Below are 12,996 nucleotides of genomic sequence, written 5' to 3'. Positions count from 1 at the left end.
TCATAAGTAAAAGGACGGTATCATGCGCGGAGTTAATAAAGTTATCATCATCGGTAACCTTGGAGCAGACCCTGAGGCACGTCAATTTAATAACGGCGGTAGCGTGACCAATATCTCGGTTGCAACGTCAGAGCAGTGGACCGACAAGCAAAGCGGCGAAAAAAGAGAAGCGACGGAATGGCATCGTATTTCTCTATTTAATCGTTTGGGTGAAATTGCCGCGCAGTATTTGCGTAAAGGCAGTAAAGTTTATATCGAAGGCAGTTTGCGTACCCGTAAATATCAAGATCCCAATGGTCAAGACCGTTATATTACTGAGATTCGTGCTGAGCAAATGCAAATGCTAGATGGTGCGACTAGTGGTCAAAGTGATAATAGCTTTGGCGGTCAAAATCAGGGTCAAGGTGGTGGCTATGGCAATCAAGGTGGTCAAAGCAATCAAAACAACTTTGGTCAGCAAGCAAACAATCAGCCAGCACAGCAAGGCGGTTACAACCAGTCAGCTGCTCAAGGTGGTCAAAACAGCTTTAACAATCAAGGCGCACCTGCTCAGCAGAATCAATTCAATCAACCTGCGCAAAAGCCTGCACAGTCAAAGCCAACAGCAATGCCAGATGGCCCTGTCGATGATGATATTCCGTTCTGATGATGATAAGACATAGAGTTATTTGTTAAGAATAATCTATAGAAGACCCTGCAATTGCAGGGTTTTTTTATGCCTAGTGATAAATAATTTAAAAAAATAAATTTTCTATAGTGCCCATAAAGGTCGTATGAGAGTGAGCGCGTTTAGAAAGATAGACTTTATCAATTGCTATATTATCTCGCTAAAAAAGTAAAACGTTTGTTGGTTTTTATAGTTGTAACTTGATAGTTATTTGAAAGAATAGAAAATTAATTATTGGTCGGCAAACGATTTAGTAAGAAGATAAAGCGGATAAACAGTAGCCTGCTTCATTGATTTTATCGATTTTTTTATTCTCATTATTTTATCAAATTTTATATTGAAATTTATGAAAACTACCTTTCATATCCTATATAGACCGTCTGTTCTATTGGATTTAATTAGTGCTAACGGTTCATTAAATGGGTTGATATAATCCACTCGAATCAATAATTCAAACAATATTAAATGTGGGGCTTTGATTTAAAGTGATTTTTATTAACCAAAAAAAAGTCAAAATTTGACTGTTCAATGGCTGAAATAATAAAAATTCATCTGGTCGACCGCTTAGGACAGGGTTGGTTCAATGTGAAAGGTTAAAGCTGTCACGCTTTTATAATCAATTGACTATAAAAGTGTCCACCTTACTGCTAGTGCTGAGTACAAAGAATGAAAGATGGTGATGTGTTTCAAAAAACTGATTTGGGCAGAGAAGAGATTAAATCTCAGAGTCTCGGCATATTGCCGCGTGAAGCGAGAACATTGCTTATTATGATCGATGGCAAACGCACGTATCAAAGCTATCTTGATACGCTTGATCGTAGCAAAATGTTTGCCGATTTTGGCGGTGTTGCACCACTATTTGAGTTGCTGTTAGGGCTTGAGTGCATAGAGATAGTGGGCGCTGATAATGCTGCCTCCCAAACATTCACTGCGCCGCAAGCATCGACGGCTTATCAGTCTCAATCATCGTCGTCTGAAAGAAATATTGAGACAGAGTTTGATCGCACCTTTAATGATAAAGGTCTCAATAAAATGGCAGCATTAGGCAAGAAATCAATCAGTAGTATTTTCAAGGCTAGGTTGTCTGGTGCGAGCTACGAAACGATAAAGTCAGAGTTGGCCAACTATATTGAAAAAAACGCCCCACCAGTAGAAGCTTGGGGTTACTTGTTGAGTTTAGAACAATGCGCGGATAGCTCGCAATTATTGAGCTTGGTCAAAGAAATACAGAGCACCAGTAGCAGTAATTTATCGCGCGGCATGAATGATTTTATCAAAAAAATTCAACGTTAATATATACGCGACTTATGTTATAAAAAAATGACTTATACCACAAATACTCGGTTATAAAAGGCAGTAGCTGGGTGGTGATAGGTGAAAAATTTAGCAAACTAATTGGAGTGTTTTGTGGAATCAGCTGAGCTTTCAGAATTAAATCGCCTAAAAATGCATCATGGCGAGCATATTATTTTACGTTTAACTTATATTAGCCGCTATAACACCGACAATCCTGAAGGTGAAGTAACGCGCATCCTGACACAAGCTCAGCAAAACAATGAGCGCAATGGTATTACAGGTGCTTTGGTGTTCAATCACAATTATTTTTTGCAAAGTATTGAAGGAGCGAGACCCGTCATCAATGAATTGCTCAGAAAACTGGTTAAAGATGATCGGCATCATGCCTTACAAATCATCGAATGCCGTGAAGTAGAGTTGCGCCATTGGAGTAAATGGTCAATGAAGTATTTGATTCCAAGCGATGAAAACAAAGGACTTGCGCTCAAATTTTCGACAGGTACTCAGTTTAATCCTTATTTGATGAACACCAATCAAATCATGATGTTGATTGAGACGTTTTCAGACCTTCAAGAGCAAGAAGCAGTGAGCGCCGCCAAAAAGAAGAAACCATGGTTTTCTATTGGCTAATTGACTGACGTTTATAAACGCTAAGGACCATCACACCCATGACATTTTACAAGAGATAAGATATGACATCAGCAATGGAAGATGCACACATTTTGATGAGCATGACATACGCTAGCCGTGCCAACCCAGATGTATCGGCCAACGACTTCAACGAAATCTTGCAGCAAGCACAAGTAAATAATGCCGCCAATGGCATCACTGGTATGCTGACGTTTAATAAAGATTATTTTTTGCAAACCATTGAAGGGCCAAGAGCACAGATCAATCGTCTGTTATATAGTTTAATTGCTGATCCGCGTCATCATGACTTACAACTTATTGAAACACGTGAGTTAAAAAATCGAGCATGGTCTAAATGGTCCATGAATTATGCTTCCCCGACTGAAAAAAATGCGGCGATTTATTTAAAATATTCGACAACGATTGATTTTAATCCCTATTTATTGAGCGCCGAAGCAGCCTATAATTTGATGAATGAGCTTAGTGATCAGCATGATTAATCAATGGCGCTTTTGACTAATCGGTAGGTATATATGGAAACAATCGGTTGCTATTTTTTATGGATTTATGTTTGCTGAGTTATTCGTTTAACCGTTTTTAGGACATTGTTTATAGAGACTGGTTTTATCTTAAAATTAATAACTGTTTACGAATAACTATTAAATAAATAGTGGTTTTTTATTTACCCGATTTTACTATTCACTGACCTTTGTTATAGAACAAATAATAATCTACTGTTGTGATAGCAAGGTTTTTTGTTTATATTATCTACGCCCTTAGGTACTGTGGCTAACAATATTTTATTTGGTTGAAAAAATATCGATTTGTGACATTCATCGTTGTATTTAATGATGAATAAGTCATTCTTAGTTCTTAATAGTGAATAATATCTATTAAGGTTATATTTTTTATCTTACAGTTGGATTTATTATGAGCAAAAATACCGCCATTGATTTAGAAAACCTGAACGTTGATGAGTTACGTGCCATCACTGAAAATGCTCAGCAGCTTATTGCCAAAAAACAACATCAGCGTTTGTATGACGCTTATATGCAGTTTGAGAAAATTGCAGAAGATAGCAATGCCTCTATCGAAGAAATTCTAAAAGCTGGTGAAACGCTAGAGAAAAAACGCAGCATCAAGTATCGCAATACTGACAACAACGAAGAAACATGGACTGGCCGTGGTCGCAAGCCAACGTGGTTGGTTGAAGCGCTAGCAGCAGGTCGTAGTATCGAAGATTTTGCTATCTAGATAAATGGTTAACAGGATGATGTCGGTTTAGATTTAGCAAGGTACAATGTTTACCAAAGACTATTTAAAATAAGCGCTTGTTTAAATGAGTTCTGTTTTAAAAAAGCACAATGTTACATCTACTCTGATCATCGGGCTTGTTTCTCATGATTTGTGTGCAATTATAGCGTTTGATCGTGATAGTCCTTTCGTCTTAGAAGCTGATAAAAGCCAGTATTTTTATTGCCATTATTTTGGTAAAAAGATACTGGCTTTTTTTCTGTCATCTGTATGCCATTGTTTGTTATGATAATGACGTTTTTGTCTTATATAAGAGTTATGCAACCGTGCCCCAAGTATCTGCGTCGTCTCATAAGCGCCCTCGTAAGCTGTGGTGGCTGGTTGGGTTTGTATTATTTGCATTATTTGCTGTGTTGCAAATGCCAGCGGCGTGGCTGCTTGAAAAGTATGCTCCCGAAACGCCTTATGTACAGCATGTGTCGGGTAATTTATGGCAAGGCTCCGTTATCTGGCAAATGCCTTTAGCAGCCACACCGCTCACAGGTACGGCAGAATGGTCGTGGCAGCCATGGCATTTGTTATTGGGTAAGATAAGTGCAGAGGTCGATATTAATTCAGCACAAACCCGCCTCAATGGACAAGTAAAAATAGGCAGCAACTCATGGCAAGTGGATAATATGAGCGGCAAGATAGCACCTGAGACGTTGGCAAATTTGGTTGATTGGCAATTGCCCAATACACCGATTCAGGTCAATAACGTTTCGCTCAGCCGTCAGTCTGGCTCAAGTGCCGCCGCAGAAAACGCTTCAACAAAAGATCCATCTGGTTTTACTCAAGCGGATGGTCAGTTGACATGGGTCGGCGGCGAGATAGGCTATCCTAGCGGTGGCAAGGTTTTTTATCTGACCATGCCTGCGATGCGTGCTGAGTTAAGTGCCGAGCAAAAAAACAATAAAAACCTGCTCCATATCAATTTATTAAACAATCAAGATAAGCGCTTGGGCGACTTATATATCGATGGCGATAATATGTTGGATGTCAGTTTGACGCAGCGTTTATTAGAAAGTATGCCTGAGTATAAAGGGCAAGCACCCCAAGATACGCCAGTTGTTAGTGTGCGTCAGCCGCTATTAAATGGGCTGGGGACACGCTAGATGATGAATGTTTCTACAACTTTAAAACCTGTGCTTAACACCCTTAATCGATTCTCAGGTTGGGTATTATTATTGGCTGTTGCTTGGTTATGTTGGACAGCGGCTCGATTACTATGGTTGTTGCTCGCAGCACCATTGGCACCGATGCTGCCACCAGCGCCTTTGCAAAACACATCGGCATCTGGCAAGGACTATAGTGGATTATTTGCTATTTTTGCAGACCCTGATCCTATTGCAGCAGCAGTGCAGCCACCGCCCAATGTCAATCTAAAAGGCGTTCTGTTAGCAATGCCAGAGAGCATGTCCTCGGCACTATTGGACGTCAATGGTGAAGTGAAAAACTATCGAATCGGTGATGCGCTAAAAGACAGTGGCTATACCCTTGTCGCTGTCGACTGGAACTCGGTTGTCATCGCTGATGCTAGCGACAAGCAAACCGTCATTAGCATGCCAGCCACGATGCCATTAGACCAAAGTGACATGATCGCAGGTGCCGTCAGTAATCAGCGCTTGCCAGAGAACAGCATGTTGCCTAATGCCCCTCAGCCTACACAAAATACTGAGGAGGCGTCCACTGCGACAGGCAGTGACAGTAGCCCGCAATCTGCTATCGATGAGGCGGTCACAGAATTGCAAGAAAACCCCGCCAGTTATTTGAGTAGGATGGGGGTTATGGCAGCAGGGGAAAGCTATCAAGTGACGCCTGCAATGCCAGCAAAGCTGCGTAATCGCCTAGGGCTTGAGCCAGGTGATAAAGTGCTAACGGTTAATGGTCAAAGCGTGGGTAGTAATCCTGCCCAAGATGCTAGTGTGCTGCAACAGGTACAGCAATCAGGTGAGGCGCAAATAGAGGTGCAACGCGGCGATCAAGTCATTACCATTCGTCAGCAGTTTTAAGCAAATAAGTTTTAAGTAAACAAGTATTTAGATAGTGCCACTTAAATAATGCCATTGTGGGCAGAATGTTAAGTGAGCAAAGCAATCATTGAGCACCTTAGCACACAATAAATCCAGTACATACTAAGCGACATCACTGTAGGTAATCATCAATATGGTAAGTTTTCATAATTTTTCAGTCACGCCTCTGTACCATGTTTTGCAGCGCCTGATGCGCCTGTGTCGTCCTCTTTGTCTCGCCGTACCATTATGGGCTGCCAGTACGGGTCTTGCGAGTGCTGAGAGCTGGAAAGTCAACTTACAAGATGCCGATATCAAAGCCTTTATTAATGAGGTGGCAACCATCACTGACCAAAACTTTGTCCTTGATCCACGTATTAATGGCAATGTGACGGTGATTTCTAACAAAGCCTTGTCGCGTGACGAAATCTATCAGCTGTTCTTGAGTGTGATGCAAGTCAACGGTATTGCAGCGATTGACTCGGGAACGACCATTAAATTGGTGCCAGATAATGTCGCCAAACAATCTGGCGTGGCTGTTGATTTACGTGGTGACAGTGTTGGTGAGGCATTAGCTACTCGTGTTATTTATTTAACCAATACTCAAGCTGCAGAAGTGCTGGGTGTCATCCGTCCGCTTATGCCTCAATCGGCTCATGCCGCTGCCGTGCCTGGTGTCAATGCTTTGGTATTGTCCGATCGTGCCGATAGTCTTAATCAGCTGACATCGCTTATCCGCGATTTAGATAGCAACGTCAATGACAGTTTGCAAGTGATACCACTACGTCACGTCGATGCTGAGCGTATGATGGAATTGATTAGCGCCTTGGTTGCAAGCGCTGGTAGCGGGCAAGCACAAGGTGGTAATAACCAGCTTAAAGTTATCGCTGATACCTCTAGTGATAGATTGTTGGTGAAAGGCAGTCCGGAGATGATTGCTAAAGTCAAAGAGATGGTCAATCAATTGGACACCACGCCTACAAGGCGTTTGAGTGGTCTGCGTGTCTTTCGATTAAAATACGCCAGTGCAGGTCATATTGCAGATATGCTACGCGGATTGCTCGCCAATCAATCTATTAATAGCGCTGGAGCAACGTCCTCGTTAGAGTCGGCATCATTGAATGATTCCAGTAGCACGGGCGCTACTTTGACTAATGAGTCTAGCACTAACACAACGAACAACGCGACGACCTCATCGACCTCTGGTGCCAATTCGAGTAGTACTGGTACAGGCGTTGGCGGGCGACCTTTTAGTATTATCGCTGATGAAACCCAAAATGCCGTTATCGTTAATGCGGCACCTGAGCTGATGTTTGAGATTGAAGATGCGGTCAATCAGTTGGACAGTCGCCGCGCGCAAGTATTGATTCAAGCGGCTATTGTAGAAGTGTCAGGTGATGATGCGACCCAGCTTGGTGTGCAATGGGCGCTTGGCAATGCCAATAGCGGCTACGGAGTCGTAAACTTCAATAACGTAGGCGCGAGTGCTACAGCACTTGCTGCCGCCGCGTTAGGTGGCGGTGCCGCCAGTATCAGTGCAGCAGCAGGCTCGATAGCTGGTGCTTTGATTGGTATTGGTGATAGCAGCAAAGACAGTCAGGGAAATACCCAGTTTTATGGGGCTATCTTGCAAGCGCTTGATTCTTCTACCAGTGCCAATCTTCTGTCTATGCCATCAATTTTGACATTGGACAATGAAAAAGCCAGTATTTTAGTGGGTCAAAACGTGCCTTTTGTGACAGGTTCCTTTACCACCAGTGGCAACGATTCTAGCAACCCCTTTCAAACCATTGATCGTCAGGATATTGGTATCAATCTAAATGTCATTCCTCATATTGGCGACAATGGCACCGTACGCTTGGAAGTCTCACAAGAAGTCTCATCCGTCGTGCCTGGTAGCACTGGAAATGCTACTGGTTTGGTGACCAATAAAAGCCTCATCAATACGACGATTCTGGCTGATGATCAGCAGACCATTGCTCTTGGTGGCTTGATGCGTGAAAACAGCACCACGCGCCAACAAAAAGTCCCTGGCTTGGGTAATGTACCAGTCATTGGTCGACTGTTCCGCTCCGACAATGACACGACGCAAAAAAGTAATTTAATCATATTTTTACAGCCAACTATCTTACGTGATGGCAGGGCAGTCGCCAGTGTCACCGAACGCAAATTTAACCAAATGCGCGTCCTGCAGTTGGTCATTGATAAAAACGGTACCATTAAACAGCTGCCATTGAGCGGTACAGAAGGTTGGAATGGCGATGTTAGTGTAGATTATGAGTTGATGCCGCTCAATCCCCTTGTTCCTAAGCGCGATCAGACACCAAAGTCTCAGTCTCAAGGTTTTACCAAAGTAGACAGTCCTAATAATGGTATGACAACTTACCCTTTAAACCGTTAAGCACTCAAAAAAGCGCTTTATTAATGATAGGTTAATAAAGCGCTCGCCTCCTATTCTTATAGCATGTAGAGACACGGTGTAATAAATAAACTACGCCGTACATTAGCTTGCGTATTCATAACACAGATAAACATAGCAGTTTTTATATCGCAGTATACTAATGAGTAATTGAGTAGTAAGTATGAACACTTGCTGATAAATATAGCAGATAATGATATAAAGGTAGGGGTGAAAGCAATGACAAGTCATACAAATGCTAAAAAGTGGTTTTTATTAGCAGTCGCTGCCACCGCCTTATTAGTGATTCCTCGGCGTAGCAGTCGACAAGCTAATACCAGACCGTTAGATGAGCACAATGTATCAGATGAGCACTCAGATGAGCACAATGCAAAAGCCAATCATGATGATACTAATAGGGCGTGTTGAAGGTCTCTTTATTTATCAAAAGCTCTTTTGTTGATGAGTATTTTTCTAACTGTCGAAATCATTTTAAATAAAGTTGCCATCCTAAAGTGTTCATTGACGTGGTTATTGCTACAAAATGACAAATAATGTCTATTGAATGACAAATCACGGAACGCCTCGCTGAAAACTATTAATTTTGGAGTCTATCAATGACCCCTATCGATTCACCTAAGATGATTAAACAGCCCTTATCTACTATTTATCCTCTCATTGACACGCATACTCATTTTGATGCCCCAATCTTTGATGATGATAGAGAAATACTGACGCAGCAGGCTCACAATCAGGGGGTACGCCATCTGGTATTAGTGGGTTATCTATATCAGCATTTTGAGCGGATGTATGAGACTGAGCGCCTGTTAAATACGCTGTCATTACCTACGACAGCCAATGTCGATAGACAAAAAGTGTCAAATTTTAGTAGCCATATTGCGGTCGGTTTGCATCCTTTTTATATCAAACAGCATACTGACGATCATTTAACTGCTATGGCAAAAAGGATTGCTGATAAACGCCCATTAGCAATAGGCGAGATTGGTTTGGACACCTTTACTGAGGCGATGAAAGCGCCTGACATATTTGCCAAACAAGTACGATTTTTTAAGGCACAATTGGACATGGCGGTGACTCATCAGCTGCCAGTGATGCTGCATATTCGTAAAGCACATGCAGAAGCGTTGGCCATACTAAAAGCGCATGACTACGATGCGCACAAACTTGGCGGTATCGCGCATAGTTTTAGTGGTGGGACGCAAGAAGCCAAAGCATTTATTAAGTTGGGATTTAAGCTTGGGGTTACCGGTCAAATCACTAATCCCAATGCTAAGAAACTGCGCCGCGCCATTCAAGCCGCGGTTGATAGCTATGGCGTTGAATGTTTGGTAATAGAAACGGATTGCCCTGATATGACGCCTATCATGTGCCAAATATCTGACCATGATTCATCAGTGCCAACTCAAAACTCAGACAGTGCACGGAGGAGTGCAGCCGTACGTAATAGAAATGTACCTGCCAACTTGCCATGGGTATTGCTAAGCTTGAGTGAGTTGCTTAATTTACCACCCGCCATTCTTGCTAAGCAATTGTGGCACAACAGTTGCAGTGCTTTGCAAACAAAATGGGATTATCCGTTATCGTAGTGCCACACATTTTAGTCACTGACGGTTTATTGTATGGCTAGCCATTGATATGATAGTGAATGAGATAGCCGTGAATAAAGAAATTGACGTAATATAAGCGCCACCAAAATAATTTAAAAGAGCATTTAATCTGTTATGAGTGAAATACAACCATTTGAGCAAACACTGACAGAGTCCATTGGCATCGAAGACGTTACAAAGACAGAAGAGCTGAGCGAAGACAATGTGCAATATGAACGCCGTTTTCAAGGTACGCGCACTCTTTATGGTACGACAGCTGTCACTACTTTTGCCGATGCGCATGTATACGTTATTGGCGTTGGAGGCGTTGGTTCTTGGGCAGCTGAGGCTTTGGCAAGAACGGCAGTGGGCACTATTACGTTGATCGATTTGGACGTTTTGGTTGCGTCCAATGTCAATCGGCAGTTGCCTGCACTAGACAGCACCTTTGGTGAGAGTAAAATTGCAGCGATGGCCACCCGTATTCGTGAAATTAATCCCAAAGTAACGCTAAACTTGATTGATGATTTTTTAACTGTAGAAAACGTCGCCACTTTATTGCCAAGTCGCGATGAAGCAAAAGCCGCTATCGCTCAAGGCAGACCTATGGTTATTTTGGACTGCGTAGATGATATGAATGCCAAGCTTGCCATCGCGTTACATTGTCGTTTTAATAAATTAAAACTGGTTTGTGCAGGCGGCGCAGGTGGAAAGATAGACCCTAGTCAGATTAGGGTGAGTGACTTGCGTGACAGTTACCAAGATCCTTTACTGGCCAAATTACGCAATAAGCTGCGCCATGAAAAAGGCATTAATAGTACACTAAAAGAAAAGTTCGGGATCAAATGTGTCTACTCTACAGAGCCACCGCGTGTAGATAAGAGTTGTCAGACAGGCGGTTTGCAGTGTGGTGGTTACGGCTCAGCAGTAGTGGTCACATCGGTGGTTGCGATGATTATGGTGAGTGAAGCATTACAATTATTAATAAAACAGGCGGGCATCAAGCCGAGCGTCTGATCGTATTTAATGGAGTCTATCTTGTCTATATTGAACGCACCTAAACACAGCTACCCAGTGGCGGCAGATGAAGTAGAACGCATCAATAAGCTTAGGAAGTATCAGGTGCTCAATGACAATGATGAGCCTGCATTTAAGCGCCTAATTGATCTGGCGAAGCTATTTTTTGATGTACCAGTCGTGACCATTACTTTCATGGATGAAGAAACACAGTATCTAAAATCTGTCCAAGGACTGGGCGGTGTTTGCCGCACGACGCGTGAAGTAGCTATTTGCAATTATACCGTGCTTTCTAACGACGTCTTTGTAGTATCGGACTTAACTAAAGACAGCCGCTTTAGCCACAATCCCCTAGTGACAGAATCGCCATACCTACAGTTTTATGCTGGTGCGCCAATTATCTTGCATGAGGACAATAAAAGCTATCGTTTGGGCTCGCTGTGTGTGATGGATATGAAGCCCAATCATGACTTTGATGAGCAAAAAGCAAAGGTGTTGGCTCAATTTGCGATGATGGCGGCAGATGCCTTGCAGCTACAGGATAAGCAGCGTGATGCCAAACATGCCAATGAGATGAAATCAGACTTTTTGGCCAATATGAGTCATGAAATCCGCACACCGATGAATGGCATTATTGGTATGGTGGAGATGCTCGGTGAGACCAAACTTAGCAGTGAACAACAAGAATACGTGGACAATATCAAAGTTTCCAATGAGCATTTGATGGCGATCATTAACGGGATTTTAGATTTATCGAAAGTAGAATCTGGGAAAATGACCATTGATTCTATTCCTGTTAACTTATCCGCATTATGTAATGAGGTGGTCAGCCTCTTTGCTGTTAAAGCACGTCAGCGAGGGCTTATTTTAGACTACCATTATACCGAGTCGTTATCGCCCTATGTACAAGGCGATCCGGTACGCCTCAAACAAATTTTAGCAAACCTTGTTAATAATGCGATTAAATTCACTCGTGAGGGCGGGCGAGTCACTATTGATGTCAAACATGTACCCAATTGTCATTGTGATGGTTTTGACGATGACAGCGCTGACCAATATCGCGCTCAAGGTATTTCGGCAAGTGATCTCAGCAAAATAACGGCTCAAGAAGCTATCAGTAATACCATCTATCATGAAGTCATGACCTTATGCATTGAAGTCACAGATACGGGTGTCGGCATCAAAGCTGAGTCATTAGATGCGATATTTGATGCTTATGACCAAGCAAATAAATTCACCCACCGTCTTTATGGTGGCACAGGTCTAGGGCTCTCGGTTTGTAAGTCTTTGGTTGATTTGATGGGTGGTTATATCGATGTGGATAGCGAAGTGGGTGTGGGCACTACGTTCAGTGTTTTATTACCGCTACCGACTATTGATGAAAACCAGTATGAGATGTGGCAAGATTCAAATGACTTTACGATGATTGAATCAACCCATGAGCGTGCTGGTCATATATTGTTGGTTGAAGACGATACCGTCAATGCCATTATCGCTAAAAAAGCCCTGAATAATAGTGGTCATACGGTCACGCATGTCACTGATGGGCAGCAGGCTATTGAAATTTTTGCGCTCTCACCTGAGCGTTATGATGTCATTTTAATGGACCATCATATGCCTATTTTAGATGGCGTACAGGCCACTATTAAATTGCATGAACTCTATGATCCTCAATCATTACCACCTATTATTGCGTTGACCGCCAATGCAATGGACGGTGAGCGCGAAAAGTATTTAAAAGTTGGGATGCAAGATTACTGTACCAAGCCTTTTAAACAAGAGCAGTTGAATGCATTGGTACAATATTGGCTGATACAGAAACATTCATCAGCAGAAGAGTAGTGCTTTGGTAGATATTTATAGAAGGTTATTTATCATCGCTGTCATCAATAGCGACAGTTCATCCACTATAAAAAACCATAGCGTTAACCTTGTTTGACATACTCCATATGAATTTTACTCGGTTGCGTTGGAATACTTTTCAATCAAATTAACTACAGAGACAATATTCATAAATAAAAAAAGCTGAACCGCTTTATCAGTGGTTCAGCTTTTTTGTGGAATAACAGCTAGAGG

The 12,996-nt window shown here is 42.3% G+C and carries 12 protein-coding genes; all 12 read left to right on the top strand.

All coding sequences use genetic code 11. The features are described from left to right. Window positions 1–22: 22 nt before the first annotated feature. The 12 genes from ssb to JMW64_RS10575 all read left to right on the top strand — a co-directional run bounded on the left by ssb (window position 23) and on the right by JMW64_RS10575 (window position 12,762). On the top strand, window positions 23–646 hold the full coding sequence (ssb, locus tag JMW64_RS10630) for a single-stranded DNA-binding protein (protein WP_201554641.1): 624 nt from the start codon (window positions 23–25) through the stop codon (window positions 644–646). 702 nt (window positions 647–1,348) lie between these two features. Then, a complete protein-coding gene (locus JMW64_RS10625; protein ID WP_201554640.1) occupies window positions 1,349–1,960 on the top strand; it encodes a hypothetical protein in 612 nt (203 codons plus the stop codon). A gap of 114 nt (window positions 1,961–2,074) precedes the next feature. After that, a complete protein-coding gene (locus tag JMW64_RS10620) occupies window positions 2,075–2,593 on the top strand; it encodes a BLUF domain-containing protein (RefSeq protein WP_227694182.1) in 519 nt (172 codons plus the stop codon). A 62-nt stretch (window positions 2,594–2,655) separates the two neighbouring features. Then, a complete protein-coding gene (locus JMW64_RS10615; protein WP_201554639.1) occupies window positions 2,656–3,093 on the top strand; it encodes a BLUF domain-containing protein in 438 nt (145 codons plus the stop codon). A gap of 430 nt (window positions 3,094–3,523) precedes the next feature. Next, window positions 3,524–3,847: an H-NS histone family protein gene (locus JMW64_RS10610; protein WP_045453321.1), complete on the top strand. Its 324-nt coding sequence runs from the start codon at window positions 3,524–3,526 to the stop codon at window positions 3,845–3,847. Between the two features lie 326 nt (window positions 3,848–4,173). Continuing rightward, window positions 4,174–5,001: a type II secretion system protein N gene (gene gspN / locus JMW64_RS10605; RefSeq protein ID WP_201554638.1), complete on the top strand. Its 828-nt coding sequence runs from the start codon at window positions 4,174–4,176 to the stop codon at window positions 4,999–5,001. Beyond that, window positions 5,002–5,898 (top strand): type II secretion system protein N, encoded by an 897-nt coding sequence (locus JMW64_RS10600; protein ID WP_201554637.1) that lies wholly within the window; start codon window positions 5,002–5,004, stop codon window positions 5,896–5,898. It abuts the gene before it with no gap. 154 nt (window positions 5,899–6,052) lie between these two features. Continuing rightward, complete coding sequence (gene gspD / locus JMW64_RS10595) at window positions 6,053–8,299, top strand: type II secretion system secretin GspD (RefSeq protein ID WP_201554635.1); 2,247 nt, start codon at window positions 6,053–6,055, stop codon at window positions 8,297–8,299. Window positions 8,300–8,536: 237 nt separating this feature from the next. Beyond that, the gene (locus JMW64_RS10590; protein WP_201554633.1) at window positions 8,537–8,725 is read left to right on the top strand and encodes a hypothetical protein; all 189 of its coding nucleotides are present in this window, start codon (window positions 8,537–8,539) and stop codon (window positions 8,723–8,725) included. 188 nt (window positions 8,726–8,913) lie between these two features. Beyond that, on the top strand, window positions 8,914–9,903 hold the full coding sequence (locus JMW64_RS10585) for a TatD family hydrolase (protein ID WP_201554631.1): 990 nt from the start codon (window positions 8,914–8,916) through the stop codon (window positions 9,901–9,903). A 135-nt stretch (window positions 9,904–10,038) separates the two neighbouring features. Further along, complete coding sequence (locus tag JMW64_RS10580; RefSeq protein ID WP_201554629.1) at window positions 10,039–10,920, top strand: tRNA threonylcarbamoyladenosine dehydratase; 882 nt, start codon at window positions 10,039–10,041, stop codon at window positions 10,918–10,920. Between the two features lie 9 nt (window positions 10,921–10,929). Further along, complete coding sequence (locus JMW64_RS10575) at window positions 10,930–12,762, top strand: GAF domain-containing hybrid sensor histidine kinase/response regulator (RefSeq protein WP_201554627.1); 1,833 nt, start codon at window positions 10,930–10,932, stop codon at window positions 12,760–12,762. Window positions 12,763–12,996: the final 234 nt, after the last annotated feature.

Source organism: Psychrobacter immobilis, assembly GCF_904846065.1.
Classification (GTDB): domain Bacteria; phylum Pseudomonadota; class Gammaproteobacteria; order Pseudomonadales; family Moraxellaceae; genus Psychrobacter; species Psychrobacter immobilis_H.
This window is presented reverse-complemented; position numbering and strand designations above follow the sequence as displayed.